At 63.0% G+C, this 26,303-nt stretch carries 26 protein-coding genes and 2 tRNA genes; 11 read left to right on the plus strand and 17 right to left on the minus strand.

Features of this window, described 5'->3' with window-relative positions; all coding sequences use genetic code 11:
• Window positions 1–226 precede the first annotated feature (226 nt).
• Entirely contained in the window at window positions 227–565 is a 339-nt protein-coding gene (locus RHEC894_RS09290; protein WP_085737046.1) for a hypothetical protein, read from the plus strand.
• Between the two features lie 38 nt (window positions 566–603).
• Here RHEC894_RS09290 and RHEC894_RS09295 read toward each other — a convergent pair whose 3' ends face one another.
• The 3 genes from RHEC894_RS09295 to RHEC894_RS09310 form a co-directional block, all read right to left on the minus strand.
• A complete protein-coding gene (locus RHEC894_RS09295) occupies window positions 604–2,742 on the minus strand; it encodes a ParB/RepB/Spo0J family partition protein (protein ID WP_085737047.1) in 2,139 nt (712 codons plus the stop codon).
• 173 nt (window positions 2,743–2,915) lie between these two features.
• The gene (locus tag RHEC894_RS09300; RefSeq protein WP_085737048.1) at window positions 2,916–4,109 is read right to left on the minus strand and encodes a DUF932 domain-containing protein; all 1,194 of its coding nucleotides are present in this window, start codon (window positions 4,107–4,109) and stop codon (window positions 2,916–2,918) included.
• A gap of 195 nt (window positions 4,110–4,304) precedes the next feature.
• Entirely contained in the window at window positions 4,305–4,808 is a 504-nt protein-coding gene (locus RHEC894_RS09310) for an SOS response-associated peptidase (RefSeq protein WP_206427920.1), read from the minus strand.
• Window positions 4,809–4,865: 57 nt separating this feature from the next.
• Here RHEC894_RS09310 and RHEC894_RS09315 point away from each other — a divergent pair, with 57 nt between their 5' ends.
• The 3 genes from RHEC894_RS09315 to RHEC894_RS09325 are packed head-to-tail and all read left to right on the plus strand — an operon-like array spanning window position 4,866 to window position 6,542.
• Entirely contained in the window at window positions 4,866–5,456 is a 591-nt protein-coding gene (locus tag RHEC894_RS09315; protein WP_085737051.1) for an SOS response-associated peptidase, read from the plus strand.
• A gap of 32 nt (window positions 5,457–5,488) precedes the next feature.
• Window positions 5,489–6,133 carry a hypothetical protein gene (locus RHEC894_RS09320; protein ID WP_085738917.1) on the plus strand — a complete coding sequence of 215 codons (645 nt, stop codon included), beginning with the start codon at window positions 5,489–5,491 and terminating at the stop codon, window positions 6,131–6,133.
• Window positions 6,134–6,185: 52 nt separating this feature from the next.
• Window positions 6,186–6,542, plus strand: a complete 357-nt coding sequence (locus RHEC894_RS09325) for a hypothetical protein (protein ID WP_010065373.1) — start codon at window positions 6,186–6,188, stop codon at window positions 6,540–6,542.
• Window positions 6,543–6,547: 5 nt separating this feature from the next.
• Here the strand turns inward: RHEC894_RS09325 and RHEC894_RS09330 are convergent, their stop codons facing one another.
• The 11 genes from RHEC894_RS09330 to RHEC894_RS09380 all read right to left on the minus strand — a co-directional run bounded on the left by RHEC894_RS09330 (window position 6,548) and on the right by RHEC894_RS09380 (window position 19,793).
• Window positions 6,548–7,048: a hypothetical protein gene (locus tag RHEC894_RS09330; RefSeq protein WP_245339509.1), complete on the minus strand. Its 501-nt coding sequence runs from the start codon at window positions 7,046–7,048 to the stop codon at window positions 6,548–6,550.
• Between the two features lie 35 nt (window positions 7,049–7,083).
• Entirely contained in the window at window positions 7,084–7,590 is a 507-nt protein-coding gene (locus tag RHEC894_RS09335) for a GIY-YIG nuclease family protein (protein WP_085737052.1), read from the minus strand.
• Between the two features lie 35 nt (window positions 7,591–7,625).
• Entirely contained in the window at window positions 7,626–8,564 is a 939-nt protein-coding gene (locus tag RHEC894_RS09340; RefSeq protein ID WP_085737053.1) for a hypothetical protein, read from the minus strand.
• The gene (locus RHEC894_RS09345; protein ID WP_085737054.1) at window positions 8,557–9,243 is read right to left on the minus strand and encodes a TauD/TfdA family dioxygenase; all 687 of its coding nucleotides are present in this window, start codon (window positions 9,241–9,243) and stop codon (window positions 8,557–8,559) included. Before RHEC894_RS09345 ends, RHEC894_RS09340 begins: the two co-directional genes overlap by 8 nt.
• Window positions 9,244–9,252: 9 nt before the next feature.
• Window positions 9,253–12,228 carry a TrlF family AAA-like ATPase gene (locus tag RHEC894_RS09350; protein WP_085737055.1) on the minus strand — a complete coding sequence of 992 codons (2,976 nt, stop codon included), beginning with the start codon at window positions 12,226–12,228 and terminating at the stop codon, window positions 9,253–9,255.
• A 204-nt stretch (window positions 12,229–12,432) separates the two neighbouring features.
• On the minus strand, window positions 12,433–15,702 hold the full coding sequence (locus RHEC894_RS09355; RefSeq protein WP_085737056.1) for an error-prone DNA polymerase: 3,270 nt from the start codon (window positions 15,700–15,702) through the stop codon (window positions 12,433–12,435).
• The gene (locus RHEC894_RS09360; RefSeq protein ID WP_085737057.1) at window positions 15,699–17,222 is read right to left on the minus strand and encodes a DUF6504 family protein; all 1,524 of its coding nucleotides are present in this window, start codon (window positions 17,220–17,222) and stop codon (window positions 15,699–15,701) included. Before RHEC894_RS09360 ends, RHEC894_RS09355 begins: the two co-directional genes overlap by 4 nt.
• Window positions 17,137–17,889 (minus strand): ImuA family protein, encoded by a 753-nt coding sequence (locus RHEC894_RS09365; protein ID WP_085737058.1) that lies wholly within the window; start codon window positions 17,887–17,889, stop codon window positions 17,137–17,139. Before RHEC894_RS09365 ends, RHEC894_RS09360 begins: the two co-directional genes overlap by 86 nt.
• Window positions 17,890–18,008: 119 nt before the next feature.
• Complete coding sequence (locus tag RHEC894_RS09370) at window positions 18,009–19,037, minus strand: SMEK domain-containing protein (RefSeq protein WP_085737059.1); 1,029 nt, start codon at window positions 19,035–19,037, stop codon at window positions 18,009–18,011.
• A 25-nt stretch (window positions 19,038–19,062) separates the two neighbouring features.
• Window positions 19,063–19,491, minus strand: coding sequence for a PIN domain-containing protein (locus tag RHEC894_RS09375; RefSeq protein WP_206427906.1), 429 nt, complete (start codon window positions 19,489–19,491; stop codon window positions 19,063–19,065).
• Window positions 19,491–19,793, minus strand: coding sequence for a hypothetical protein (locus tag RHEC894_RS09380; protein ID WP_085737061.1), 303 nt, complete (start codon window positions 19,791–19,793; stop codon window positions 19,491–19,493). The genes RHEC894_RS09375 and RHEC894_RS09380 overlap by 1 nt, the downstream gene beginning before the upstream one ends.
• Before the next feature lie 292 nt (window positions 19,794–20,085).
• Between RHEC894_RS09380 and RHEC894_RS09385 the strand changes: the two genes are divergently transcribed.
• Both RHEC894_RS09385 and RHEC894_RS09390 read left to right on the plus strand, forming a co-directional pair.
• Complete coding sequence (locus RHEC894_RS09385; RefSeq protein ID WP_085737062.1) at window positions 20,086–20,319, plus strand: hypothetical protein; 234 nt, start codon at window positions 20,086–20,088, stop codon at window positions 20,317–20,319.
• Window positions 20,320–20,370: 51 nt separating this feature from the next.
• Window positions 20,371–22,017 carry a recombinase family protein gene (locus RHEC894_RS09390; protein ID WP_245339515.1) on the plus strand — a complete coding sequence of 549 codons (1,647 nt, stop codon included), beginning with the start codon at window positions 20,371–20,373 and terminating at the stop codon, window positions 22,015–22,017.
• Here the strand turns inward: RHEC894_RS09390 and RHEC894_RS09395 are convergent.
• Window positions 21,976–22,050: transfer RNA gene (locus RHEC894_RS09395), tRNA-Asn, on the minus strand. The genes RHEC894_RS09390 and RHEC894_RS09395 overlap by 42 nt on opposite strands.
• A 117-nt stretch (window positions 22,051–22,167) precedes the next feature.
• Between RHEC894_RS09395 and RHEC894_RS09400 the strand changes: the two genes are divergently transcribed.
• Complete coding sequence (locus RHEC894_RS09400; protein WP_085737063.1) at window positions 22,168–22,485, plus strand: hypothetical protein; 318 nt, start codon at window positions 22,168–22,170, stop codon at window positions 22,483–22,485.
• Between the two features lie 101 nt (window positions 22,486–22,586).
• Window positions 22,587–22,886, plus strand: a complete 300-nt coding sequence (locus RHEC894_RS09405; protein WP_085737064.1) for a hypothetical protein — start codon at window positions 22,587–22,589, stop codon at window positions 22,884–22,886.
• A 10-nt stretch (window positions 22,887–22,896) separates the two neighbouring features.
• On the opposite strand, the gene RHEC894_RS09410 is transcribed toward RHEC894_RS09405, so the two are convergent.
• A complete protein-coding gene (locus tag RHEC894_RS09410) occupies window positions 22,897–23,232 on the minus strand; it encodes a KTSC domain-containing protein (RefSeq protein ID WP_010068981.1) in 336 nt (111 codons plus the stop codon).
• 187 nt (window positions 23,233–23,419) lie between these two features.
• Between RHEC894_RS09410 and RHEC894_RS09415 the strand changes: the two genes are divergently transcribed.
• Window positions 23,420–23,722, plus strand: coding sequence for a hypothetical protein (locus RHEC894_RS09415; RefSeq protein WP_010068980.1), 303 nt, complete (start codon window positions 23,420–23,422; stop codon window positions 23,720–23,722).
• 76 nt (window positions 23,723–23,798) lie between these two features.
• Here RHEC894_RS09415 and RHEC894_RS09420 read toward each other — a convergent pair.
• A tRNA-Cys gene (locus RHEC894_RS09420) sits at window positions 23,799–23,872 on the minus strand.
• A gap of 536 nt (window positions 23,873–24,408) precedes the next feature.
• Here RHEC894_RS09420 and RHEC894_RS09425 point away from each other — a divergent pair.
• Both RHEC894_RS09425 and RHEC894_RS09430 read left to right on the plus strand, forming a co-directional pair.
• On the plus strand, window positions 24,409–25,074 hold the full coding sequence (locus RHEC894_RS09425) for a protein-L-isoaspartate O-methyltransferase (protein ID WP_206427907.1): 666 nt from the start codon (window positions 24,409–24,411) through the stop codon (window positions 25,072–25,074).
• A 255-nt stretch (window positions 25,075–25,329) separates the two neighbouring features.
• Window positions 25,330–26,211 carry a DUF2497 domain-containing protein gene (locus tag RHEC894_RS09430; protein WP_085737065.1) on the plus strand — a complete coding sequence of 294 codons (882 nt, stop codon included), beginning with the start codon at window positions 25,330–25,332 and terminating at the stop codon, window positions 26,209–26,211.
• Window positions 26,212–26,303 lie beyond the last annotated feature (92 nt).

A 26,303-nucleotide genomic window follows, 5' to 3' on the forward strand; every position in this document is an offset into this window, starting at 1 on the left:
TCGATGGAGACGCTTGAAACTCGCCGCGCGAGACCTAATTTGATCATGTCAGGGTCGCTGTGCGCGAAGCACGGCAAGAACCGCTTGCGGCAATAGTCGCAATAGCTGAACTGCCCGAACCAACGGGCCGCCGCTGACCTGCCAACGCGATTTTCGCGGGCGGGTCTCGGCTGTGCGGTTCACCGAATCCCGTCTCCTCTCAAAGCCGCTGAAGATGGAGAAACTAGTGGGAAAGCTTCTAACATTCCCAAAGCAGTCGATAGCGCCGATCACGGTGCGAAATGGATCAAAACATCGCATCAGCGTGGAGGTCCTTGATGAAGTGCGGCCGCGGCGCACGCGGTGGGCGGTGCAATTTGAGATCCAAGAGGCGTCCGGTTACGCCGCGCTCGACGGATTTACCGACGCGGCAGTAGCGGCGGGTTACAGGCATCGATTCTTTGTCGGCACCACTCGAGCCGTTCGGCGGTTTGTCGCCGAAACCTCGGACCTCGTCGCCGATGGCCGGATTGCCCTTTGGATCGACGGCGAGCGGGTCCAGCCTCAGATTAGGAAGCTGGCATGAAAAAAGGGCCGGAGCGTCTTTACGCTCCGGCCCCTTCGTTATTCAGCCGCGACGAGGTGGCATTCCTCGTCTTCGGCAGCGGCTGTGGTTTCCTCGTCGTCGTCGCCGTCGAGGAATGCTGGCAGCGCCGCACCATCATCGTCATTGCTGTCCGCGCCCGCCCTGAGTGCTTCGGCATCGTCGATCAGCCGCAGCGGTTCGGGCAGCCAGCCGGTCTCGGCGAGCAGCCGCTCGGCCTCCTTGGCCATGTCGCCCTTCTTCAGGTGATCGATGAGCTGCGCGGCCTGTTCGCCGACGCCCTCGCGAACCGCCTGCAGGATGCGGGGCTTGGTGACGCGGTTGAGGTAGTTGCCGAAGGTCGGGCGCCAGCCGGCCTCCACCAGGTCGAGCCCGGTCGCCTTCGTCAGGCGGTCAGCCTGGGCGAGCCGCATGTCGAGTGTGTGCTGCGATACGCCGCCGGAGCTGTGCGGGTTCGGTCGCTCAAATAGCGCGTTGACGCCGTAGCTGATGCAATGCGCCAGCAGCGCCATCCGGCTGGCATCGTCGAGAGCCGCGAGCCAGTCCCACAAGGCATCGTCGTCTTTCGGGATGTCGCCCGCCCAGGCCGCGTGCCGGTCCTGCACTGCGCGGGCCGACGGGCTGTCCTTCAGCCCATCGTCCTGCGCCGGGAAGAAGACGTGCTTCACGCCGGCCTCCATGGCGCCCGTATACATGCGGGTCATGAAGGTGTCCGAGACCAGCTTGTGGAGCAGCGCGGTCATGGCTACGTGCGGGTTCTCGGCGACGGCGTTGCGCAGCGCCAGCGTGCGATAGGCCGTCAGCTCGATGACCAGGCGCTCGGGAAGCGGCTTGATCGCATCGTCCTCGTCGTCCTCCGCCTCGACCGGCTGGCCGCCGATCGTGATAACGGCGCGCTGCGCGGCCGGCGCACCGGGCTCGCGAGGCTGATGCTCGGTCTCGTTCCCATCGGCTTCGGTGCCGTGTTCGGAAACTTCGTCCTCCGGCCGGACATAGCCGCGATCGATGGCGATGCTGCCGTCATGGGCGATGCTGATGAACACGCCCGCGCGGGCGATGTCGTCGGCCTCGAAGCGGACCGGACGGGTCTCGAATGCCGACAGCGCCGTCTCGATCTCGCCGAGCCGCTGGTCGACCTCATCGGGCAGCTCGTCGGCGCCTTCATATTCGGCCTCGAGCTTCTGGTATTCGGCGTTGAGCGCCTCGATCGTCGCCCGTTCCTCGGTGGTCAGGTCGAGCGGATCGCCCTGCAGCTCGCGCAGGCCGCGCGTCGCGTCATAAGGGAAGCTGACGGCGACCTCGATCCACTTCCAGCCCTCGGCGGCGATCGTCTCGGCCGTCGCCTTCAGCTTCTCTCCCACCAGCCGATCGAGCAGCGCCGCATCCTGCAGCCAGCCGCCATCGTCGGACTGGAACAGGTCGCGCATGACGATGCCGCCGGCGGCCTCATAAGCCTCGATGCCGACGAAGACGGCGCGCTTGTCAGAGGCGCGCACCGTCGTCTCGGTGAGCATGCGGCGGATCTGATATGGCTCTTTCGACCAGGCGTCCTTGATCGCCTCCCAGACCTGCTCCTGGCGGGCATGGTCATCGGAGACGGTGAAGGCCATGAGCTGGTCGAGCGTCATGCCGTCCTCGGCATAGACCTCGTGCAAGGTGGGCGATGCGGCCGCGAGGCGGAGGCGCTGCTTGACCACCTGGACCGGCACGAAGAGCGCCGCGGCGATCTCCTCCTCGGTCTTGCCCTTCACCCGCATGTCCTGGAAGGCGCGGAACTGGTCCAGCGGATGAAGCGGGGCGCGGTCGATGTTCTCGACCAGCGAGACTTCCTCGGCCAGGACCTCGTCGTCGCGTTTGCGCACGACGCACGGCACCGGCGCGATCTTGGCGAGGCGCTTCTGCTTGACGAGCAGCTCCAGCGCGCGGAAGCGGCGGCCGCCGGCGGGCACCTCGAACATGCCGGTCTCCTGGCCTTCGGCGTCGACCACAGGCACGACGCTCAGGCTCTGGATCAGGCCGCGTCGCGCGATCGAGGCCGCCAGGTCGTCGATCGAGACGCCGGCCTTCACGCGGCGGACGTTGGACTGGCTGAGCACCAGCTTATTGAAGGGAATGTCGCGCGAAGACGACAGGACGATCTTCTGAATTGCAGTAGCCATCGGGATTTACTCCGCGACGGGTGCCGAGAGCCTCTCTCTCGACCCTAAACCCGTCACGAAGCGAAGCGCCGCCCTCTTCCTCTAAAGGGGGGCAGCGCCGGGGACCGGAATTGAGGGCACGAGGAAGCGCAAAGCCGGAGACACGGACAACCGCATCTCCGGCTTTGCGGATGTCAGGCAGCTCGATCGAGCAGCTTCTTCGCCTTTGCCTCCATGTCGAGACGGGCATCCTGATGGGGCTTGTCGCGCGCGACGGCGGTGATGCCCTGGACGAAATCGAAGATGCTCTCCGGCGGGCGGCCTTCTTCGGCCAGCACCGAGTCGATGATCTTGCCGGTCTCGGCCTTGGAGAAGCCACGGCGACGTAGGAAGTCGGTGCGATCCTCGTCGGTCTTGGCGATGATCCGTTCGCGCGCGGCCTTGATCCCGTTGACGAAAGGGAGCGGGGAGGAATTGGCGAAATTCTGTAGGGCAGGAGCGGCTTCGTGGGCGAAGCGGTTGGCTGCATATTTGGAGTGGCGGATGGAGATTTCCTCGAAATCCTCCACGCCCCACAAATTGCGATTTTGGCAAACCGCGCGGAGATAGAAGCTCGCCATGCCGAGCGTCTTGGCGCCAACCTCGGAATTCCAGCAGTAGAACCCGCGGAAATAGAGATCCGGTGAGCCGTCAGGGAGGCGACCAGCCTCGATCGGGTTCAGGTCATCGACCAGGAACAGAAAGACGTCGCGGTCGGAGGCATAGAGCGTCGTCGTATCCTTGGTGATATCTACGCGCGGATTGTAGATGCCAGTTGACCAATCCAGCACGCCGGGCACTTTCCAGCGCGTGTCGCCGGTGCCGTTGCCGGCGATGCGCTGCACCGCCTCGACCAGCTCGTGGTCATAGATGCGGCCGTAATCCGGCCCTGTAACGGCGCGCAGTTCGACCCGCCCGCTGTCGGTTTCAAGCGTCTTGATCTGCTCGGCCCGATTGGACGTCAGGCCATATTGGAGGTTGATCGCGGCGAGCGGCGCGGGGAGTTGGCGTAGATAAGCGGCCGGGGCACCGACCAGGCTGGCCAGTTGGCCGAAGCTCCAATGGGTTGGGGCGATGGGGGTATCCATGCCCGGCAAGACGAGCGCCAGTCGCTCGGCATCGCCGCGGTTCGCCTCCACATGGATGAGCGCGCTCTCCACCACCCGCGTCCGGCTACGATCGGCGCGGTCACGAACCGAGCGCGCCAGCTCGTTGAGCGACAGGTAGCGCTCGTCGGCGGGGCGCGAGAACCACTCGGAAGATACGCGACTGACCTGCGCGCCACGGCTGACATCGACCTTATAGCCGCCGACTGCGTCACGGCGCGCTTCGAGAACCTGCATGTTCATGGGACTGATCTCCATGACGGTCGTGAGAGCCTCTCTCCCACTGTTCACCCGTCACGGAAAAACCGTCCCCACTCTCACTCTCAGGGGGCGTTGCGGGGTCTCCCCGCAGAAGGGGTCGGGCGAGACGGCAGGCTCGGCCGCAGGGGAAGGCTTTCCCCTCCAAATCGCAATTCCATAGAAGCGGGTTTCAGTATGTCAGAACGCGAGCGCCGCCTGGGTTTCACGCAGCCGCGACACACGGAAACTCCCCGTCGGCAAGGGGCGCAGTATCTCCTCTTCCGGGCGGGTCAGGTCGAGCCAGTCCATGCGCTGATCCCGGCGCAGCACAGCCATCTGCCGGTCGTGATAGGGCTCGACGTCGTTGTTGGCCGCGATCGTCAGGATCGCATAGGCCTCCGGCCAGTCGAGCGTTGCCGGCCGCCAGATGCCCGCGAAATAGAACCAGTCGCCGTCCGCGAGGGAGAAGCTGTAGTGCTTGCCGTGGCTGCGGTGGCGGAATTCGGAAGCCGGTATAAGGCAGCGATAGGCGGGGAAGGTGCGGCCCTCAGCGCGCACGACGGTGAACCGCCGGCCGTCGCGCTCGCGAGGCTGAAGGCCCCACGGCAGCTCCACCATCTCAACATCGCCGCCGTCACGCCTTATGATCACACGGCGTTCGTCGAGCGATGCGTCGGAATCGAAAACCTTCGCGCTCATGATCCGCGAACATAACAAGAACAAGGCCGCAAAGGCAATGGCGATCGATACGGAGGACCGATGTGTAATGACTATAGACTGAAGGTGGATGTCGCCTCGATCATAGAGGACTTCGCCGACCTGAAGATCAAGATCCGCTTCGGCGGAGGCACCCCGAACATCGAGGCGCGGGACGACATCAAGATCACGGATGTCGCGCCGATCATCCGCACGGTCGACGGCGTGCGCGGTGAAGGCGACCTGGTCCAGCGCCGGTGGAGCTGGCCGGGTCAGAACAAGCGCCCGGTCTACAATTTCCGCTCGGATGGGCGCGAGTTTACCTCGAACCGCTGCCTGATCGTCGCCGACGGCTTCTACGAGTTCACCGATCCCACCGAGAAGGGAAAGAAGCGGAAGGACAAGTGGCTCTTCACCAAGCGCGACGAGCCGATCTTCTGCATCGCCGGCATCTGGCGCGAGACGAAGGATGTCGGCGAGGCCTTCACCATGCTGACGATGGAGCCCGGGCCTGACATAGCATCGTACCATGACCGGCAGATCGTCATTCTCGAACGCGACGCCTGGGCCGACTGGCTCGATCCGTCGGTGTCAGCGCAGTCGCTGATCCGGCCGCTTCGAGCGGGAGCCTTGCAGGTTGCTCAGGTTGGATAATATCTGCATCGACAACGGGGCTAATGATTCTGATGCAGCAAGAAGAAATCGAAAAACAGCTTGAGCAGATGCGCAAATTGGGTAGCGTCAGCTCTTCCGACTGGCAGGCCTATACATGGAAGAACGAGCTGGCCGAACAAAAACGGCGGATCGATTTGCATCTTGCTGAGGCGCTGACGGACGCAGAGACAGAACACAATCCTTATCATATGCTCGAACGGGCGATCGGGGTTGCGGCAGTCTGCATGCGACGGCTGATCGAATGTCGGCTGGTGACAGATCGCTTCCGCAACACGGCTCTTGAGGTTCACGAGGTGCTTGCGAAGGCAGACGTGGATTGGCGCGAACCGTTCGTGAGCCGCACTGCCAGCGAAATCTTCAACAACTATGATCTGACGGTCCGGCACGCGGAGAAGCGGACACCGAAGGTCATATCCGACAAGATGCTGCACGCGCGCGTCATCGGCGTGCTGTCCGGAAATGTATTTATGCCCGATGGCCTTCTCATCGCGTCGGACACGCAAAGCAAGACCCAGCTTTTTCATTTCACGCCGACCGAGATTGCATCGATCTTCGATGCTTTTCTCGACGATCAGGTTCGATCCGCGACGGACGGATACTTAGATAAGGATGGTGACTTCAAGGGAACGCGCAAGGTGTTCGCGACCAGGGATTAGTCGTCGCCTGTGTGCAGCGGAGGGCCGATAGCCCCCGAACGAGAGGATTGCCGTGCCAGACCGTAAGCTTTCGCCATGCGCCCGTCAGACCGAGGCCGAGATCGAAGACTACTACCGCAATCAGCCCGAGGGATCGGCGGCCGTTGTTCGCCGGACCCACGGAGGCATCCTGACGTACCAGATCACGGCCTTCGGCTTGCGGCGCACGCGCACCGGCCGGATCAACGTGGAGGGTGTCGGAGACTTCTACATGAAGTCCGGCAAGAACTGCTGGGAGCCGACCGGCCAGACCAGACTGGTCGTCCCGACCGAGGATGTGCTGGCTTGGGCGGCCGAAAATCCGCGCGGACAGATGGGTGTCAGCATCTATGCGGACGAACCATTCTGGCGGAAGCCGCGGAGCACCTGACGCCGTCAGGCTGCCAACTGCCCATGCCGTTCGAGGAGCCGCATCAACACGGCATTGGCGTGCGTGAAATTCGCGAGCTGGCCCTGAAGCTGGTACGCCCATTTCTCGCCGTGGAACAGATTGTTGCGAAAGCGCCAGACGATCATCATCACGGTCAGCAGCCGATCGCGCGGTTCGTTGTTGCTCCCGTCGAGGACCGCTCGAACGAGGTCGGGCTGATCGGCGGGACGCAGATGAAGGTGCGCGAAGTGGTGTGTAAACACGCCGTTCGCAAAGTAGCGCTGCCGAAAATAGGCCAGCTCTCCATCATACTGGTCGGCGTCGAGCGTGCCTGCATCGCGCCACTCGTCGGCTTTCGCGCAAATGAGATCGGCGCGCGCAAAATTGCCCATGACCTGGGCCTCGAACAGGCTCCAGAGGAAGGTGAAGTTGAAGATCGCTGCGCGGTCTTCTTCGGGCAGCGCCTGGAATCCCGGTGCGCGCGCCAACAGCCATTGCATGCTCATGTTATGCCCCCGTTCGTTGTTGGTCTTGAGGCCAGTCAGTCTCCTGGCCCCTCGCGGTCATCCGGGGACAGTTCCGAGAAGTCGGTAAGCGTGTCGCACTGGATGCAGTAGTACATCTGAGAGGCCTCCTGAAAATGCATGCCGCATAGGCATCCGCAGAAGGGACAGCATTCGTCGATTTCGAGGTCGGCCCACTCCCAAACGCCGAGATATTCGGGGATGGCGTCGCGGTCGTAACCGGTGATCTCGAAGGCATCGGCGTTCTTCGCGACGAATCCGCGCTGTCCGACCTCCATTAGGAAAGGCAGGACGTCGGCCGGCTCGACGTAGAACCACTCGCCGCGGCCGCGGCGGGATGCGAGGCGACGATGCAGATCGCGCTCGGTCTCGAAATCGTCGGCCGACATGATCCAGCCGAGGAGTTTGAGTTCGAGCGGATTGCCGGTCTGCAGGTCGCTCTTTCGCCGGCCAATATCCTTGGCAACGCCGACCTTGATCGGCGAGCACCCGTTTTCATCCTCGCCTATGAAGTAAACCGGCATAGGCCTTGCCCCATTGCGTCTGTCTGCATTTGCGATCAGTCATTCCCGTAGTCCGGCTCGTATTCCATTTCACGTTCTTGCTGGTCCTCGTGGATGTAGTTCAGTCCAGAGGCGTCGATTTCGTCGCTTCCCATCAGCGTCAAATCGCATGTTGGGCAGCGAAACTCTTCACCGACGAACTCGCGGTCGACGACTTCCCAGATCGCATGCTCATCGCGCTCCTCGCTGATGTCTTCGCCGGTTTGCTCGCCAGTCATGAAGGCGCGGCATTTGCAGGCCGGGCAGCTCTCCGACCAGATCTCGTCGTAGCGGCCCTTGAAGATGCCGACCTGGTGCTGCGGTTCGCGCAATTCGGCTTCGCCGGTCAGGCGCTCTCGCTCTGCCTTCTTCAACGCCTCGAATTGCTCCCGGGCGGCCTCGACGCGCAGCTTGACGGCGGCCGCGAGGGCCTTGGCCGCTTCATCGAGAAGCTGGCGGGGCGCTTTTGCATCGGCCGCGCCGAGCCATTGCTCCAGCGATGAACCCATCTGGTGCAAGATCGTGTCGCACGCATGCCAATAGCGTGCCTCCCAGGCGTCGAGACGCATCGTCCGGAAGGGAAGATCGGCCGAATGCAGTTCGGCGTTTCGACGTTCGGCGATGTCCTGGCAGAATTTCTGGACCGTCTTATCGAAGCGAGGGACAAGATGGGCCAAGCGCTCGAACAGGGTCTTGGCGGCGATCGTCTTCACGTCCGTGGTGACGTTGATGCCGGCGGCGACGAACATAGACTGCCAGTGCGTCGGATCGACCACGAGGCTCGGGTGCTTACGGGCGAGTGCGGCCTTGCCAAGCAGCTCAAGCGCGAGAGATGCCCAGAGCTGATACTCGTCGAGATCGCTGGCGCCTTTGCGGGCCAACGCTCGGCCGATATAGACCTTCGATTTTGCATGGAGCGCGTCGCCGTTTATGGCGATGAAGACGTCTTCAGGCATCGATGAGAATCCTTGCGAGGCGTCGGCCGGACCCTGGGTCCGACGGACTGCGCCCGTGAAGGACGCGCCAGTTGTCGATAATAAGGATGTCGCCCTTGCGCCATTGATGGGCTTGCGGCGACGCCGCGGCAATTCGATTCTCGATGAGCGCCAGGGCTACGCGGCCGCGCTGGTCGACGGCTTCAAGACAACCTGGATCGTATCGCAGGAAGGCTCCACCCGGCGCGAGGATCGTCGTGTAGAAGGAACGCCGGCCGCTACGAACTAGCACCGGTGTTTCTTCGAGAAGGTCACGCTCTTCCGACGAAAAGCCGAGGTTTCGCCAGTCGAGGAGCATCGTCGCCGCTGCGGGCGATCCTGGGTCGATACACCCGAGTAGAAGATAGCGGCATGGTCTGGTGCGATGGCTGAGTTCGGTATGGAACGGCAGGACGCCCAGGCCGTAGCTAGCGCTCAAGGATCGCGGATGCGCATCGCCGGCGCTGTGAGGTTCGATGACCTCTTCGAGCGCGCCGGCGCGGCCGCCAACACGAGTGCCTATGCGATCGCCGAGCTTGCCCAGCTCACTCATTGTCGCGTCGGCGTCCGCGCCTTCACTGCGATGAAGAGACCAGCCGCGCTCCGACAGCGGGTCGAGTGGCTGTCGCGTATCGGAGACGGCGATGTCGGGCGCAGCCATCTCGCCGTCCTATCGCTCGAGGCGGACGCGAAGACGCCGGGCGCGCTCACGGAAGGCGGCTTCGCCGCCTTCGAGGATGTCGCAGACTGCCTTCCGGATTTCCGCATTTTCAAGTCCGCCCGCCACGTAGCTGATTGGTGGCAAGCCGCCTGATGGATGCGGTCCTGCTTCGGCGACGATGATCTGATCCGCGTCGGTATTAATCACCAGATTGGCGTTGTGCGTGACCATGATCACCTGGCGCTTGGCCTTCGCCGCAATGAAGAGCGCGACCAACTCGTCGAAGACAGATTTCGGATCGAGGTTCTCCTCGGGTTGGTCGATGATCAGCGGCCGATCATCGGAATCGTCGAGCGCCAGATAGAGTAACAGCAGCACGATGCCGCGCGTGCCGGGCGATAGCTTGCGGATGTCGACGCCGTCATAAGAGATCTCATACCGGACGGTGATGTGATCGGTGCCGAAAAGCCAGTGCGCGAACTGCTTCGACCAGGCACGGAAATCGGCCTGCTGCGTCGGCGCGAAAGGCGCATGGGACAGCAGGTCTCGCAGGTATTTTGCCATGAACGCCGTCATGGCGGCCTGAACCTCGGCTGCCGATCCGGTTTCCCACGCCGGCTTGAGTGCTTCTGTGGCTGCGCCGATAAGCGAACCGCGCCCATAAAAGGGTCCGGTTTTGCGACGGTCGAGAAGCTCTTCCTCCGCGAAGTTTCCCCAGGTCTGAACGTCGGCGATCCGGCGAACGGAGAAGCTGAGCTTCTTCAGGGTCCCCGACGAAGCGGCAAGGCGCGCCATCAGGGGCGCGTAAAGTCCGGCGAGCGCGTCCTGCTCGTTGATGATCGCCTCAAAAACCCGTCCGTAGGTATCATCGCGCTCGGTTTGGAGATCCTTGCGCCTCGCGGCGGCACCCTGCGCATCTGTAAGGCGCGTTTCGAGGGTCTGAAGCGCCGAATTCTCCTGCGCGATGCGGTTGGTGAGCGCCGAGTATTGATCGCGCACCAGCTTGTCGGCGCTGAATAGTGCCTCCAACCGAGTCATCTCGGCGGCGATCGGCGCCAGCGCCAATTTCGAGACATCGGCGGTATCGGCAATCAGCGCGACGTTGGGATCGCCGGGCGGCGGCGGGACGCCCTGGAGCTTCCGGATCTCGCCATCCGCCCAGGTCACGTATGCCGTAAGGCTCTTGTCGACGTCGCCCTTATAGATCAGCAGGAACTCGTCCCACTGCGTGGCATTTAGCCCGCTATTGGTGTGACGCGCCTGGGCCTGCCGCAGCATCTCCGGCGAGCCGGTTGCCCGCATGGAGCGTACCTCGTCCTGCAGGGCTACGAAGGTGCGGCGCTGGTTCCCGAAATTCTGGATGGTACTGCGGAGCTTCTGCGCGGCTTCGCTAAGCTGCGTATGGCGGGCGACCTGGGCTTCAGTCCCTCTCACAACGAGCCTGGCACGATCGGCGGTATAGTCGGCTATCAGCTTCTTCTTCTCGCCGACCTGCTTAGTCAGCGAGGCAACGAGGCTCTCCTTTTCGAACTCAGTGGCAATGCGGTCCGAGATGTCCGCTATCGCTTGGACCTCACGTTCGCGCGCCTGCTGGAACCGGGAGGTCTGCTGCTCGCGCAGCTCAGCGAAGTCGAGTGCCCATTCGCGATCGTCCTGCGAATGCGATTCGAAGATCACACGCTCGATCTCGTCGACCAAGCCGTCGGACACGCCTTTGGCCGAGCAAAGCTCCTCGACAAACTGCTGGGACAGGTAGCGGGCCCGCGGAAACGACATATGGCCGTTGGCGTCGCTGCCATCGAGGGCGCGGGTAACCGTCGCGCCGCCGCCCCACGTCAGCGTGGTCGCCGCGTCGCCGATCAACCGGCGCGCACGCGCCAGGAATGATGGGCTAATGTTTTCGTCCGCGTCCCATCCGGATGGGGTGATCGCATCGCAGCCGGCCGCGATCACGTCGGCCAAGGCGGTCTTGCCCGAACCCCGAGCGCCGATGATGGCGACAAGGCCGGGGTTGAGCGGGATGTCCGGCGTGGTCGCCCAATCCGCATCGTCGATCCTGACGTGCGAGATCACCTGGGATGGCATCGCCGAGCTCGGCGGGTGTTCGCCGACATAGGCACGGCCCTCGGGGTCGATGCAGGCTTGGCGCAGGGCATCGAACTCAAGGGCGCCCTTGATCCACGAATAGCGGTTGTCGGTGGGTTGGCCCACGGATTTCTGGTCATGGGAATCGCTGCCGTGAAGGCAGGGTTTGCAGCCGTCATATCGAGTGCGCAGCTCCTCGATCGTCACGCCACGTTGGCCGATCCAGAACTCGCGCTGCGCCGCGCTGCTCGAAAAGATTATGTGCGCGAACTTCTCGATCTCCTGCCGCACGGTCGCGTCGGCGGCCTGCCGGACGCCGGAGGTGCCGTCTCCAGCCGCGCCAGCGACCGCGATGAGGATGTTCTTGGTCGCCCATTCGCTTTCGCCGATGACCTTGCGCAGCTGATCGAAGTTGACCTTGAACTGCGTCGCGCCGTGCCGAAGCGCCGCGCCGTCGTCGGTGATCGACTGATCGGCGCGCTTTCCAAGTTTGATCAGCTCCTCGCGCGTGCAATCGAAGCGGTCGTTAAACGCGTGGAACTGGAGGCGCTTGAGGATACGCTTCACCTCCGAGAGGTGATCAGGATCTTCCGGGCTGACGAGAAGATGGACGTTCACGAAACCCGACTTCGCCGCTACGTCCAGGCGCAGCTCGATGTTCGGGAAGACCAGCTTCACTTCTGGCAAGCGACCGGCGGCAATATGCTTAAGGAACTCCTCGTAGGTTTCGGTGACGTAGTAGTCGGTGACCGCGATTGCCTCGACCTTCGGCGTCAGACCCTCGAGCGACGTGAGGTATGCACCCCAGGGATCGGCTGCACCGAACTGGTTGTTGAGGATGGTGCCAGGGGCATGAATATGCGGCTCCCAGCGGTGCCATTCCGAACCTCGACTGATCATACGCCCCCCTGGTGCCCTTTCTTCTGTTGTCCTGCTCCGTCGCCGGTGATGCAACTGCACGGTAGCGCAGCATCGCGCATTCTATCGTAGGAATATTTCCTGAAACTAGCGCCGCGCAATATAATGTCGCTTCGTCCACTGCCTTGTTCGCGGAAAACAACAGGGCGGCTGGCGTAAGTATAAGCGAGCGGTGGAAATGCGCGGCTAATGAAAATTCCGCGCCTTCACCTTGATCGTGTCGATATGCAGGTCAGGAATGTAGATGTCGCGCGTACGCAGCCCCTTGGGCGGCAGCTCGCGCGGGTCGGGACCGGAGCCGCCGGTGCGGGCCTCGTCTCCGCGGCCGTGAGGCAGCGGGAACGCCCCGTCGCGGCTGCCGACGCTGGCAAGATCGGCCGAGAGGTCGGTGATGCGCTGTGCGACCAGGTGGACAACGTCGCCCTCGCGCTGGATGCGGCCGCGTACCGCCATCATGCTGGCCGAGAGGACGGCGCGGCGGTTTGCCTCGAACACCTTTGCCCAGACCACCAGGTTGGCGATGCCCGTCTCATCTTCCAGAGTAATGAACATCACGCCCTTGGCGCTGCCGGGACGTTGGCGGACGAGGACGATGCCGGCCGCTTCGAGCCAGCGCCCGTCACGGGTCGCCATGGCCTCCGCACAGGAGACGATCCGCCGACGGCGGAGATCCTCGCGCAGAAAGCTCAAAGGATGGGCTCGGAGCGTCAGCCCGACATGGCCGTAATCCTCGACCACCTCGCTGCCCGCCGTCATCGGCCGCAGCTCGATGGCGGGTTCGTTCACCTCGGGCACGACCGCCTCCTCGCGGGCGGATGCGGCCGCGAACAGTGGGAGCGGCTCGTCGCGGAGCGCCTTGATTGCCCACAGCGCCTCGCGGCGGGCGAGCCCTAGCGCGGGGCGGAAGGCATCCGCCTCGGCGAGTTGTACCAGCGCGGCGGATGGCACGCCGGCGCGACGCCAGAGATCATCAATCGAGGCGAAGGGCTGGTCGGCCCGCGCTCCGACGATCGTGGCTCCGTGGGCGTTTGCGAGGCCCTTGACCATGCGCAGTCCGAGCCGGACGGCAAAGCGACTATCATCGTCCGTCGGCTCCAGCGTGCAGTCCCAGCGTGAGGCATTGGCGCAGACGGGCCGGATGTCGATGCCATGCTCCAACGCATCGCGGACGATTTGCGCCGGGGCATAGAAGCCCATGGGCTGGGCGTTGAGCAACGCGGCGCAGAAGACATCGGGATGCCAGCATTTCAGCCAGGCGCTGGCATAGGCGATCAGCGCAAAAGAGGCTGCGTGCGATTCCGGAAATCCGTAAGAACCGAAGCCTTCGAGCTGCTTGAACGTCGCTTCCGCGAAATCGCGTTGATAGCCGTTGTCGACCATTCCCTTGATCAGCTTCTCCTTGAAGCTGGAAACGCCGCCCGTAAATTTGAAGGTGGCCATTGACTTGCGCAGCATGTCGGCTTCGCCGGGCGTGAAGCCGGCGCACTCTATAGCGACGCGCATGGCCTGCTCCTGAAAGAGCGGTACGCCCAAGGTCTTGCCCAGCACCTTTTCCAGCTCGGGCTTCGGGAACACGACGGGCTCCAGGCCTTCGCGCCGACGCAGATACGGATGCACCATATCGCCCTGGATCGGCCCGGGCCTGACAATCGCGACCTGCACCACCAGATCATAAAAGGTGCGCGGCTTCAGCCTCGGCAGCATCGACATCTGGGCGCGGGATTCGATCTGAAAGGTGCCGAGCGTATCGGCCCGCCTGATCATCGCGTAGGTGCGCGGGTCCTCAGCCGGGATCGTGGCGAGGTCGAGATTGATGCCCTTGTGGTCCGCGAGCATGTCGAGGCCGCGCTTCATGCAGCTCAACATCCCCAAGGCCAAAACGTCGACCTTCATGAAGCGCAAGGCGTCGATGTCGTCCTTGTCCCATTCGATCACCTGGCGGTCCGCCATCGCAGCAGGCTCGATCGGCACCAACTCGTCGAGCCGGTCGTGTGTGAGAACAAATCCACCCGGATGCTGCGACAGATGGCGCGGCGCGCCCATGAGCTGGCGCGCGAGATCGAGCGCCAGCCGCAGGCGCCGGTCGCTGAGATTGAGGTTTAGCGCCTCGACGTGCTTTTCCTCGACGCCTTCCGACCAGCCCCAAACCTGGCCAGAGAGCGTCTTGATCAGATCCTCGGTCAGGCCGAGCGCCTTGCCGACATCGCGCATCGCGCCCTTGGTGCGATAGCGTATGACCGTCGAGCACAGCGCGGCGTGGTCACGGCCGTAGGTGTCGAACACCCACTGCATGACGATCTCGCGCCTTTCGTGTTCAAAATCGACGTCGATGTCGGGCGGCTCGCGGCGTTCCTCGCTCACGAACCTCTCGAATAGAAGGTCGTTGCGGCCGGGATCGATCGAGGTGATGCCGAGCACATAGCAGACGGCGGAATTGGCGGCCGAGCCGCGCCCCTGGCAGAGGATGTCCTTCGAGCGGGCGAAGCGGACGATGCTGTTCACCGTCAGGAAGTACGGCGCATATTGCAGCTTCTCGATCAGGCCGAGCTCGTGCTTCAGCGACGCCCGCACGCTATCGGGAACGCCCTCGGGGTAGCGCGCTTCAGCGCCTTCCCAGGTCAGGTTCTCCAGGGTCTCCTGCGGAGTGAGCGTCGGGTCGTCGCGCTCCTCCGGATACTGGTAGGCCAGCTCTTTCAGATCGAAGCGGCAACGCGCCGCGATCTCGATAGTTCGGGTGACGGCCTCGGGATTGCGCGGAAACAGCCGGTACATTTCCTCCGGCGGCTTCAGGTAGCGGTCGCCGTACTCTCGCCGGTCGCCCAGCTCGTCGATCGTAATGCCGTGCCGTATGCAGGTCACCACATCCTGCAGAATGCGGCGGTCGGGTGCGTGATAGAGCACGTCGTTGGTGGCGACGGTCGGCACGCGCATCTGCGCAGCCAGGTTAGACAGCTTGTGGACGCGGAGCTGGTCATTGGGCCGCCGGCGCAGCGTCAGCGCCAGGTAGGCCCGGTCGCCTAACGTATCGCGAAGCCGGCGCAGGCGCAGGCCGCAGGTTTCATCGGCCTCGTCGGGAACGAGAATGCCGATCAGGCCGTCGCTGTAGGCGACGAGATCGGCCCATTCGAGGATGCACTTGGCTTTACCGCCACGCTTCTTGCCGAGGGAGAGCAACCGGCAAAGCCGGCCATAGGCGGCGCGATCGGTCGGATAGACCAGGATCGACGCGCCGTCGGCGAGATCGAGACGACAGCCCACAATGAGCCGCACGCCAGTCGTCTTAGCGGCCTCGAAGGCGCGCACGATACCCGCGAGCGAGTTGCGATCGACGACGGCGACCGCCTCGATGCCCTGGATCGCAGCCTGAGCGAACATCTCCTCGCAAGACGACGCGCCGCGCAGAAATGAGAAATGCGAGGTGACCTGAAGTTCGGCGTAGCGGGCTGGGCTGGTCATCCGAACACTCCGTGCAGAAACCAGTGCTGGGAGCCGCTGTTGGGGTCCTCGCCATCGCCCGAGCGGAAAATCCAATAGCGCTCGCCGGCATCGTCCTCGACGCGGAAATAGTCGCGCACGGCGGTTAGCTCGGCATCGCGGCGCCACCATTCACCCCGGATGCGTTCGGGCCCGTCCGCGTGACGGACGCGCCGCCGGATGCCGCGCCAGGTGAAGGCGACCGGCGGATGATCCGGCAGGAGCGCCATCGTCTCGATGGGCTCCGGCGATGCGAGCAGGCGCGACGGCCGTGGCCAATGGCCCGGCCAAGTCGCGCCTGTGTCCGGCGCCATGGGCGCAATCCGGCGCACCGAGCGCTCCGGCACCTCGGTCGCGATCGGTGCCGCCCGGTAGAGGCTGCGCTCGCCGACCCGGTTGATGAGCGTGTCGACCAGGTCTGAGACATCAGGCGCGCCGTCTTCGACCATGGACGTCAGGGTCTGCTTTTCGCAGAGCGGTTCGGCCAGCGTGGCGGTCAAGCTGAGGATCTCGATGCCGAAGCCGGGCTCGATCGTCTCGATCTTGTCGGTCAGAAGCCGCGTCAGGCGCTTCACGTCGCGCACGGGCATGGCGGTGCCGACGCGGACGGCCTGCAGCCGATTGTCGACGCGGTGGCAGATCAGATCGAGGCGCTTGGCGCCGAGGCCCTTTGCCTCCAACTCGGCACAGAGCTGCACGACCAGCTTGCCAATGTAGCGAGCGATGGTCTCGGCTGCGCCGATGGGTTCGGCGAAATTGCGCTTCACCTGGATCAGCTCGTCGGGCCGGATCGGGTCGATCGGCTCGCTGAGCGCCCCAAGCGCCTGATCGATGCGGCGGCCGAGCTGCGGCCCGAAGCGCAGGGTGAGCGGCGCGCGCGGTTGAGCGAGGAGATCGCCGATGCGCTCGAAGCCAAGGACATGGAGCGCTGCGATCATGTCGACGGGCAAACGAAGGGCCGCCAGCGGCAGGCCTGCCAGGACCGCGCTGCTATGGCCTACCGGCGCGACCAGCGCGGGCTTGGCGGCGTAGCGAGCCAAGGCATGCGCCGCTCCCCAGGTGTCGGCAATCGCCGCTCGCGCCTGCACGCCGGATGCGGCAAGCCGATCGATCAGGCCCGCGAGCATGGCGTCCTCGCCTCCATGGAGGTGATCGGCGCCGGTGGAGTCGATCACGAGGCCGTCCGGAGGGTCGGCGGTGACGATCGGTGCGTAGCGCTGGAGCATCCACAGCGCGAGGCGGTCGAGCGCCTGGGCGTCGGCGACCGCGTCATGATCGTGAACGATGAGGCCCTGGACGAGAACACGCGCTTTCGTCGCCGGCATCCCCACGCGCACGCCGGCGGCCTGGGCCGCGGCGTCCAGCGCCAACACCACCTGCTTTCTCCCGTCACGGCCTATCAGAGCGAGCGGCGCCTCAGCCGGAGGCGCCGCGTCGCCAGCCTTCCGCCGAAGCCGGTCGGTGGACCAGCTCGGCAGGAAGAGCGAGACGACCCGAGTCATCACACGCCTCCACTTCAAAATCTGCACTTTCGCCCGCCCGGGCGCGGATCAGCTCTAGGAGCCAGCGGTGGCGGCCGACGCCGGGAACGGGTAATGCCGCCGAGGGCATGACTGAGACGCGCCATCGGGTTGCGGCGGCCGTAGGCTGGCCGAAATCAGAGGCCTCGGTCTGGCGACGCCATCGGCGCAATGCGATGCCGATCGTACCGCTTCCCTCTGCGCAGAGCTGCAGCCTGCGCGATGCGGTCATGTCGAGCCGCGCTACTTCGCCGACAACAGCGCCGAGCCCTCCGTGACGAAGACCTTCCTCGATACACGCGAGGACGGTCTTGTCGTTGCCCGCTTCGACGTAGATCACGCGGTCCGGTGCGAGGCCTGCCTGCGCCAGCGCCGGCGCGAAGAGATCGGGTCGCGTGATGACCCAGAGGACCTTGCCTTTGGTTCGCGCGGCGACGCCGGCAGCGAAGAGTGCTGCCGCCGCACCGTCGACAGCGCCGTTACCGCCGCCTGCGATCTCGTGGAGTGCGCCGAGCATCAGGCCACCGCCTGGAAGGCGTGAGTCGATGTCGGAGATTCCGAATGGAAGCACCGATTTCACGCGCCGGGCTCTGCCTTCGATCTTCTCGATCTGCGCGCGCAATGACTCTATGGCGGGCTCGGGCCGCAAATTCCTCGTTGACCTCCGGGGACGGGTTCAGCATCATGTTCTCTATTTGTTCTATCTTTGGAGCTTCGGAGTCAAGGTCGATTCCGACCTTTGCCGTCGATGCCTTCGCGGTGGGCCGACTAGAAATCGCTGAAATCAAGCGCGACCAGGGGCCGGCTTAGCGGAATCCCGGTCGCCTCGACGTGTTCGAGCAGCACGAGGAAGCCTTCGAGCGTTAGGCCGGGGAGGAACACGCGCCAATAGGCACTTTCCCCATGTTCGTCCGGTTCGTCGAAGCGGACAAATCCATAGCTGTCGAGGACGCGCAACTCGCCGTCATTGTCTGGGTAGCGCGAAATTCTGATCAGCTTGTCGGCATTGATCTCGACGTAGTCGTTGCCGCCGAACCGCCGCCGCCGCTCGGTCTCCCGACGCTCGATGAGCATGACGAGAAATTCCCGCGTGATGCGAGGCAGCTTGGCCAGCGCCGCGGAGAGCGTCGCAAGGGATTTTTGGGTCTTGTCCAGATCCTCGCCGAGGCCTTGGTCTTCGAGCAGCTTGTTGAACTTGGTGAGGTCCGACATCTGCGGCTTGGGGATGGCTTCTATGAAGTCGGCAAGCGTCGTGGGGTACTTGCCGTCCGCGTCGGGAATCTCCAGCTCGATCTTGATGCGGGCGAGTTCGCTGCGGACGTGGTTATAGACGATCTGCAGCACGTCGACCGGCATGTCCATGCAGAGCTTGCCGAGATCGTGGATGTCCCAGATGTCGTCGTCGTCGAACGACGCGCGTGCGCTCAACGCGGCATCAAGAGTGTACGATGATTGCTTGCCAGCGATCATCAATACGCGAATTTTCGTGTAGGTCTTGATCTGTTCGTCGCTCAACGTCCCCAGCATGTCGTTGACTTTCGCCGACGTGCGGGTCGCGGTGATCTGGAAGGCGACCTTGTTAGTCTTGTCGCCGAGATCGAGCCCCGGCTCATTGCTGCGATCCGCGTTGAGATTCACAAGCGAGAGCGAAAGCAGGTGATTGAGGATCGTCTTGAAAAAATCCTCGGCGTGCTTGTTGAGGTCGGTAAGACCCAGGCGTCCGCGCGTGGACACCTGACCCGCCACATCGCTGAGCGCGTCGACGATCTCGCCGATGAAATAGCCCCTTGTCAGCATCGCTCAGTTCCTCCGTTCGGCCCGCTCACGGCGTGCCCCGCAACGGATTGATGATTTCGATGCCAGGGAAATCGCGCTCGTTGTCGGTGACGACAACGCAGTCGTTGGCGGCGGCGACCGCAGCGATGATCGTATCGAGCCCGCTGCGCGGCCGGCCCGCGGCTTTGCCTTCGGCCATCAGCTCCGCCCAGGCGATGCCGGCCCGCTCATCGAACGGGAGGATGCGACCGGCGAACAGCGCCTGCGGACCTTGAGGGCCGCTGAACCACACGTCGAGCTGATCGCGACGCTTGCCGGCGGGCTTCTCGAGCACGCCTCTGCGAAGCTCCGCCAACGTCAGCGAGGCGATGAAAAGGTCGTCGTCCGACTGGTCTGCCATCCACGCGACCAGCGATTCCGAAGGCGCCGGCTTCGTGAAATTGCTGAGGATGTTGGTATCGAGCAGATAGCGCATCAAAGATCGACCTTGCGCCCTTCCTCACGCGCACGGGTCAGGTCGAGTTCCGAGCCGATCAGGGGCGAAGCCAGGAGCGCCTTGAGGATGCCGCCTTTGCTCGGTGGTTCACCGCCCACGTTGTCCTTTACCGCAGCCCGCAGCCGATCGGATTCAGGGCCGCCCTCTGCAAGGCGGCGAGCGACGTTCCGCACCAGATCGCGGTCGGAATCCCGACCGGTCACCTCGAAGCGGACCAGCCCTTTTTCGGCCAGCCGATTGCGGAAATTGGCGATTGCGCGCTGCTGAGAAGGCTTGCTCATTTCGTGTCTCCGGCGTATATCCAGAATATATCCAGAATGCGCGGAACCTGCAAGGCCGGCGAGGCCGCGATTGCGGATTCCGACTACGACGGGGAGCGCTGATGTACTCCGATATGCCCGCCGAACCTGCGAAGGGCTACGTTTACACCGAAACGCGCAAGTATTTGCGCTACACGGCGTTATCCGGCTGCGCCCAGGAGCCGCCGGTCATTCTCCATGATCCCCAAACGGTACGGGATGCCGACGCGGGGAGGATACTGGATTTCGTGTCGATTGCGACGACTATAGACGCATGTCCGCACAGATTATCCCATTTCCCGAGCCCGGTGCTGGCGAAGACGATTTCCTGGATTTCTACCGGGCGCCGCTGCCGCGAAAAAGGCCTGCCAAGGCAACGAAGCCGAAATGGCAACCTACGATCGTCGATGACTGGCCGGACGAGGTCCCCGTCTTCGTCGAAGAGCTGGAGCTGTTCGAGCTGTACCTCGGCGACGACCTGGACAGGATTCTCGGCATTACGAAGTGATTTCAAACGTGGAGGTCTCGCATGAACGCCAACGCGACTCCCGCCTTGGCGATGCCGGGGCGAGCTGCGCTTTATCTCCGTGTCTCGACCGGAAGGCAGGCCGAGCAGGACCTGTCTATCCCTGATCAGCGGCGCCAGCTTCTCGGCTACTGCGAGGCCCGCGGCATCGAGGTCGTTGCGGAGTTTGTTGAGCCGGGCGCGACAGCGACCGACGATAAGCGCCCCGCGTTTCAGCGCATGATGGACGAGGCCTCTCAGAAGCCGTCACCGTTCGACACAATCATCGTCCACTCGTTCTCCCGCTTTTTTCGCGACCAGTTCCAACTTGAGTTCTACGTCCGACGACTTGCCAAGAATGGCATCCGGCTGACTTCCATCACCCAGGATCTCGGTGACGATCCGATGAGCGTGATGATGCGCCAGATCATGGCGCTGTTCGACGAGTATCAGTCGAAGGAAAACGCCAAGCACACCCTCCGGGCAATGCGCGAGAACGCCCGTCAGGGCTATTGGAACGGTTCCCGCCCGCCCTTTGGCTACAAGATCGTTGCCGCCGAGATGCGCGGAGCGCGGACCAAGAAGAAAATTGAGCCCGATCCCATCCATATCGAAACCGTGCGTTTGATCTTCCGACTGGCCCGGATCGGCGACGGGGACGGTCCGCTCGGTGTCCGCCAGATCGCAGGATATCTGAATGAACGCGGCCTCCGGACGCAGACCGGTGGCCGATGGGGTCTGGGAGCGGTCCACGAGCTGCTGACCCGCCGGACTTACATCGGGGTCCATCGCTTCAATGTTAGTGGCAAGCGCAAGGGCACCAAAAAGAACCCCGAGGACATCGTCGAGGTCGAGGTTCCGTCCATCATCGAGCCGGAAGAATTCGAGGCGGTTCAGGAGATGCTCAAATCGCGCGCTCCGCAACTCAAAGCGCCCCGTTTCGTCAATTCACCAACGCTCCTAGGAGGAGTGGTCTATTGCGCCGACTGCGGCGGTGCCATGACCTTGCGGACGTCCGGCAAGGGTGAGGAGTACAGGTACTATACCTGCTGCACTGCCGCACGGCAGGGAAGGACAGGCTGTAAGGGGCGTACTGTCCCGATGGCAGAGCTGGACTCGATCGTCGTCGAGCATATCGAGACCCGGCTGCTAGCGCCTGGCCGCTTGGAGAACATGCTGGGCGCGCTCGTAGAGCGCCGTTCGGACCACGCTGAGAAGGAGAAGGAGCGGATTACCGCGCTCAAACATCAAGCCTCTGACGCTGAGGAGAAACTAACCCGGCTTTATCGCGCCATCGAGAACGGTCTGGCTGATCTCGATGATTCGAATCTGAAGGGGAGGATCGCAGAGCTGAAGCGGATTAGGGATTCGGCTAGGGCCGACGTTGAACGCGCGGAAAGCCGGGATGCGCGGAGCGCCACCGTCACTATGGAATCGATTAACGAGTTCGCCCGAATGGCCAGACAGCGGTTGCGCCGGGAAGATGGAACCTTCCGGAGAAGCCACATCCAAAGTCTCGTACAGCGGGCTGAGGTGGGAGCGGATCAGATTGTGATCCGTGGTTCGGCCCTCAAGCTCCTCCAGACCCTCGCCGAGGTGTCTGGAGGAAAGCCTGGAGTGGAAACGGCGACGCTAGGCGTTCGCAGTTTCGTACCGAAATGGCTCCCCGGGCCGGATTCGAACCGGCGACCTGTCGATTAACAGTCGAATGCTCTACCGCTGAGCTACCAGGGATCACTGCTTGGCGCGGTGTGAGTGGGCTAATACAAATGCTTTCCCGATTTGCCAAGCAGTTTTTTCAAAAAAATGAAATGAACTTGTATTTGGGGTGCCCGTGCCCATCTCTGGGGAATGACGAATGGGAATGAACGCGAAGAGGCGAGGGGCGGCGATAGGCCCGGGAAGCGGGGGCGGCGCTTCGGTATCGATCACGCCAGCGGCAGGCTTATGCTCGGTGCCTTCAGCATCGGCATGCCGCGCTCGCGCGTTGCGCGGATGGCGATCGGCGTGGCCCTGATTCTTTGCGGGTTCCTTGGCTTCCTTCCGATCTTGGGCTTCTGGATGCTGCCGCTCGGCTTCCTCGTGCTTTCGCACGATCTGCCTGTTGCGCGCCGGCTTCGGCGGCGGCTGGCGGTCTGGTGGCACAGGCGTGGAAAACCGGCTGGCTGATTGCCGCCCGCAGCTGCTCGTGGAACGGTGGAGCGCATTTCGCATTCGTGGTTTATGAAATGTAAAACGCGAAAATGCGTCACAATGGTCCAGGTGAGGAAATGAAGGCATTTTTTGTTATCGCGCTGTCAGCGGCGACGATCCTCTCCGGCGTTCCCGCGGCGGCTCAAGCCGTCGACAATGGCGGTTTCGACGCCCGCGGCATTTGCCGCCGTCCCGAAGGCTGCGTGGTCGACCATGGCCAAGGCGGCAGCTACAACGGGCCTCGCAACTATCGCAATTTCAACGGCCGCAACGAGCGTGATGGCGGGAACGACCGCAACCGGGACGACCGCCGCTATCGCAATCAGAACAGAACGGACAATTTCGACGCTGCATCCAGCCGCATTGCCGCCCTGTGATTGAGCCGGCCTAATTCGATCTGATTTCGCTTTCCTCGAAAACGCCGCCATGGTCAGGATCAAGGCTGGTCGCCATCAACAGGCTGCAGGCGGCAAGGATGAGGACGAGCTTCATGGCGTAGGAGAGAGAAACCGCATGTCGGCGGCCCGATGCGACGCGGGAAGGCGCAACATAATAGTTGTAGTAGAAGTGCGGATCGCTCGTTGCCAGCAGGCTCTCGTAGACGTGCGGCGGAATGTCCGCATGTTTAACCGGTGGAGAACCCGGAAACTTTACATGGAGATCGCGGCTCTCGGCATCGTATGCCGCACGCGCGTGCTTCGATTTGAGGGCAGCCCAATTCATTGCAGCTCCTATCACCCTCCCGGGCCAATATGAGGCCGGTTGGACGATCGTCAAGCTGACGATTTGTTTCAAACTGCAATCATTGCCGCCTCGCAATTCACGGGGCAGCGCCTATTCTTTCCCTCGACAACCCTACGCGCATTAACGTTACGTCAACCATTTTGTTGCGGCGGCGTCACCTTCCGCTATGGGTGCGCGCATGCAAACCTTTTTGATCCAATCGCGCGACATAGAAGCGCTTCACTACAACGCCGATGCCCGCCTGCTGCTCGTCAAATACAGCAGCGGCGACATTCGCAGTTTTACCAGAATTTCGCCGGAGGCTATGCGACGGCTACTCGGCGTCGGCCCCGAAATCGACGAGACATCTGAGTTCAGCGATCTCGATTATCAGGCGGAGATCCGGAAAGGCGGGCTGAAGGCGCTCTACCTCCTCACGGGAATCAATCCGTCACAGTTCGATTTTTCGCCCGGCCGGCAGGTCTGGTAGCACCGCGCGCGAACGTCGATGCCGCACCCGCAGACGGGAACCGCATTCACATCGCTTATGTCATGTGGAAGAATTTTGGAGGCCTCGCCCGGAATTGAACCGGGGTACAAGGATTTGCAGTCCTCTGCGTCACCACTCCGCCACGAGGCCTCACGGGCTCGTTATCAGAGCCGTGGCGAGCGTTTAGAATGATCGTAAGGAAATCGCAAGAGGGCATTTCGGAAAAACGCCATCTGCGGCGGTTGAGAAAGTCATCCTCTATCGCAGACCGGAACGACTGCACGCTGGAGCTTCCAGGCCGGATCCGTCAGCGATAAGATCGCGGCAAGACGCCGCCAGCTCTATCCCGGAGCGCTTCGGGCCCTTGTCACTTCAGGGTCGTTTCGCCGTCCAGCAGCCCGCAGCAGAATATGCCGATGAGCGCTGCGACGATGAAAAAATCGAACAGCGTGAAATACGCCAAAATCGCAGACATGGCCTGCTCCTCCTCCTGTTTCCTCCGCTGTCAATCATAACATGAAGGGGCAGGGGATTCCACGCCGGAGTAGCAACGCTTCGGTCCCTGCTGTGGCACGGAAGAGGCGCCCGCCGGATTCTTTTCGCCGATGGCTGCCAAGCCTTGAAAGCATTCGTGGCGCGGATTAAGAGACGGGGGACAAGAACCGCTTTTCAAAGAGCGAGAGGACATGATGGATTTCGAAGCAGCGCGCGCAAAGATGGTCGACACCCAGGTTCGCACGACGGACGTTACCTCGCATTCCGTGCTGACGGCGCTTCTCACGGTGCCGCGTGAGGCATTCGTGCCTGAGAAGGCGAAGCTGCTGGCCTACATCGACAACGATGTCGAGATATCGGCCGCCGCATCCGGAAAACCGGCCCGGTTCCTGATGGAGGCGTCGCCGCTTGCCAAGCTGCTGCAGCTGGCGGCAGTCACCAAGGATGATTTCGTGCTCGAAGTCGGCTGCGGCACCGGTTACACATCGGCGCTGCTGTCGATCATCGCGGGCTCCGTCATCGCGCTCGAATGCGACGAGGCGCTCGCCGCCGAAGCGAAGGCAAAACTTGCCGACTATGCCAAGGTCGAGGTCGTCACCGGCCCGCTCGAAAAGGGTTATGCTGCCGGCGCTCCCTATGATCTCATCTTCGTCAACGGCGCAGTCGAGGAGGTTCCGGCTGCTCTTCTCGGTCAATTGCGCGATGGCGGTCGCCTGGTCACGGTCGAAGGTTACGGCAATGCCGCCCGCGCCAAGGTCTTCGTCGCCGAGCGTGGGGCCGTTTCGGAAAACGTCTTTTTCAACGCTTCGGTCAAGCCGCTGCCGGGTTTCGCCAAGGCGCGCGAATTCGTTTTCTGAGGCCGATTTCATTGATGAATTCAGCGACGGGCGCCATCGGCGCCCGTTTTTCTATGAGGGTCGCGTGAGAGCCTTCACAAACATGATTTATGCTGAACGCCGCCACGTCGGAAACATCAGGTAACAAAACTGTGCATGGCCGCATTCATTTGATTCGCGATGATTTTTTTCCCAGCTGGGGTATTCTAAGGTCGTGGTGATTCGGGTGAACGCTCCACATCATCCGATCGTTGTTTTTGGATAACGGGGATAGAAATGGCTCAGCCAAGCGTAGCGCGTGAACCGTCCATGGAAGAAATTCTGGCCTCCATCCGCCAGATCATCGAAAGCAATGAGCCCGGCGCCGGCAAGGCGATTTCCGCATCCCTGCCGCCGGTCTATGGCGCCGACGAGGATGAGAACGGCTCCGAGATCCATCTGACGGTGGATGACACCTATGCCGGCGTGGAGTTCCCCGAACCGGCCATGCGCTCCTCCGATCCGCGTTTCGTCGCCGCCAATTCGGCCGGCACCGCGCCTGAACCCGAAGTGCCGGCCCGCGCCCTGTCGCTTGCCGATGTCGCCGCCCGTGTGCGCGCCGCCTCCGAGCGCAGCGCCGTGCAGGCCGGTCAGGCGCTGCGTGAAATTCCGAGCGGCTTCCGCCAGCCCGAACCGCCGCCGGCCGTAATGCCGGAGCCGCCCCGCGCCGCAGCCCCGCAGCCGCAACCGCAAACGCATCAGACGCAGCCTGCCTTCACGGCTGCCCCGACACCCCCGCATGTTGGAATCCAGCAGCCGGCCCCCGAGCCGGTGTTTATGGAAGCACCTGAGGTGGCCGTCGCTGAGCCGGCGCCCGCCATCGAAACGGCGCCGCCGGCTTTGGAGCCTGCTCAGTCGTCGGCCGAGCGTTTCCTGCCGAGCGTTATGGAAGAGGTTCAGCCGACGCTGCTTTCGGAGGATGCCGGCCTGCAGATCAGCCGCTCTTTCGAAGAGCTCGCGGCTGCCATCGACGGGGCGGAGCGCCGCTCGCTGGACGAGATCGCAGAGGATATGCTGCGCCCGATGCTGCGCGAATGGCTTGATGATAATCTGCCGACACTGGTCGAGCGGCTGGTGCGCGAGGAAATCGAGCGCGTGGCGCGCGGCCCGCGCCGCTGATCGGATTGCTTTTTCCTGAAAAGCCGCTCCGGTCTCCGGGGCGGCTTTTTTATTGACTTGGCCGTGGCCATCCTATTTACAAACGCCACCCT

The organism is Rhizobium sp. CIAT894 (genome assembly GCF_000172795.2).
Lineage (GTDB): Bacteria > Pseudomonadota > Alphaproteobacteria > Rhizobiales > Rhizobiaceae > Rhizobium.

Coding starts and splice junctions, on each gene's coding strand:
- RHEC894_RS09295 (WP_085737047.1), bottom strand. CDS start 2,742: ATGGCTACTGCAATTCAGAAGATCGTCCTGTCGTCTTCGCGCGACATT.
- RHEC894_RS09300 (WP_085737048.1), bottom strand. CDS start 4,109: ATGAACATGCAGGTTCTCGAAGCGCGCCGTGACGCAGTCGGCGGCTAT.
- RHEC894_RS09315 (WP_085737051.1), top strand. CDS start 4,866: ATGTGTAATGACTATAGACTGAAGGTGGATGTCGCCTCGATCATAGAG.
- RHEC894_RS09320 (WP_085738917.1), top strand. CDS start 5,489: ATGCAGCAAGAAGAAATCGAAAAACAGCTTGAGCAGATGCGCAAATTG.
- RHEC894_RS09330 (WP_245339509.1), bottom strand. CDS start 7,048: ATGAGCATGCAATGGCTGTTGGCGCGCGCACCGGGATTCCAGGCGCTG.
- RHEC894_RS09335 (WP_085737052.1), bottom strand. CDS start 7,590: ATGCCGGTTTACTTCATAGGCGAGGATGAAAACGGGTGCTCGCCGATC.
- RHEC894_RS09340 (WP_085737053.1), bottom strand. CDS start 8,564: ATGCCTGAAGACGTCTTCATCGCCATAAACGGCGACGCGCTCCATGCA.
- RHEC894_RS09345 (WP_085737054.1), bottom strand. CDS start 9,243: ATGGCTGCGCCCGACATCGCCGTCTCCGATACGCGACAGCCACTCGAC.
- RHEC894_RS09350 (WP_085737055.1), bottom strand. CDS start 12,228: ATGATCAGTCGAGGTTCGGAATGGCACCGCTGGGAGCCGCATATTCAT.
- RHEC894_RS09355 (WP_085737056.1), bottom strand. CDS start 15,702: ATGACCAGCCCAGCCCGCTACGCCGAACTTCAGGTCACCTCGCATTTC.
- RHEC894_RS09360 (WP_085737057.1), bottom strand. CDS start 17,222: ATGACTCGGGTCGTCTCGCTCTTCCTGCCGAGCTGGTCCACCGACCGG.
- RHEC894_RS09370 (WP_085737059.1), bottom strand. CDS start 19,037: ATGCTGACAAGGGGCTATTTCATCGGCGAGATCGTCGACGCGCTCAGC.
- RHEC894_RS09375 (WP_206427906.1), bottom strand. CDS start 19,491: ATGCGCTATCTGCTCGATACCAACATCCTCAGCAATTTCACGAAGCCG.
- RHEC894_RS09380 (WP_085737061.1), bottom strand. CDS start 19,793: ATGAGCAAGCCTTCTCAGCAGCGCGCAATCGCCAATTTCCGCAATCGG.
- RHEC894_RS09385 (WP_085737062.1), top strand. CDS start 20,086: ATGTCCGCACAGATTATCCCATTTCCCGAGCCCGGTGCTGGCGAAGAC.
- RHEC894_RS09390 (WP_245339515.1), top strand. CDS start 20,371: ATGCCGGGGCGAGCTGCGCTTTATCTCCGTGTCTCGACCGGAAGGCAG.
- RHEC894_RS09400 (WP_085737063.1), top strand. CDS start 22,168: ATGACGAATGGGAATGAACGCGAAGAGGCGAGGGGCGGCGATAGGCCC.
- RHEC894_RS09405 (WP_085737064.1), top strand. CDS start 22,587: ATGAAGGCATTTTTTGTTATCGCGCTGTCAGCGGCGACGATCCTCTCC.
- RHEC894_RS09410 (WP_010068981.1), bottom strand. CDS start 23,232: ATGAATTGGGCTGCCCTCAAATCGAAGCACGCGCGTGCGGCATACGAT.
- RHEC894_RS09415 (WP_010068980.1), top strand. CDS start 23,420: ATGGGTGCGCGCATGCAAACCTTTTTGATCCAATCGCGCGACATAGAA.
- RHEC894_RS09425 (WP_206427907.1), top strand. CDS start 24,409: ATGATGGATTTCGAAGCAGCGCGCGCAAAGATGGTCGACACCCAGGTT.
- RHEC894_RS09430 (WP_085737065.1), top strand. CDS start 25,330: ATGGCTCAGCCAAGCGTAGCGCGTGAACCGTCCATGGAAGAAATTCTG.